Origin of the sequence: Celeribacter naphthalenivorans (genome assembly GCF_020524585.1) — a bacterium.
GTDB lineage: Bacteria > Pseudomonadota > Alphaproteobacteria > Rhodobacterales > Rhodobacteraceae > Celeribacter > Celeribacter naphthalenivorans.
Genome location: NZ_JAIVLK010000029.1, coordinates 1 through 513, shown reverse-complemented (window position 1 = coordinate 513; position 513 = coordinate 1). Strand labels below are relative to the sequence as shown.

At 58.5% G+C, this 513-nt stretch carries 1 protein-coding gene; it reads left to right on the top strand.

All coding sequences use genetic code 11. From position 1 onward, the window contains the following. Position 1: 1 nt before the first annotated feature. Positions 2 to 513, top strand: a 512-nt coding sequence (locus tag LC094_RS21530) for a GTP-binding protein (protein ID WP_226554851.1), incomplete at its 3' end; no start/stop codon positions are given.

Below are 513 nucleotides of genomic sequence, written 5' to 3'. Positions count from 1 at the left end.
TATGGCTAAGGAAAAGTTTGAGCGTTCGAAACCGCACGTGAACATCGGCACGATCGGCCACGTTGACCACGGTAAAACCACCCTGACGGCAGCGATCACCAAATACTTTGGTGACTTCAAAGCCTACGACCAAATCGACGGCGCGCCGGAAGAGAAAGCCCGCGGCATCACGATCTCGACCGCTCACGTTGAGTACGAGACCGAGAACCGCCACTACGCACACGTCGACTGCCCCGGCCACGCCGACTACGTGAAAAACATGATCACCGGTGCGGCCCAGATGGACGGCGGTATCCTGGTTGTGAACGCAGCTGACGGCCCGATGCCGCAGACCCGCGAGCACATCCTGCTTGCGCGTCAGGTTGGCGTTCCGGCTCTGGTCGTGTTCATGAACAAAGTGGACCAGGTTGACGACGAAGAGCTCCTCGAGCTCGTCGAAATGGAAATCCGTGAGCTTCTGTCCGCTTACGACTTCCCGGGCGACGATATTCCGATCATCGCAGGTTCCGCTCT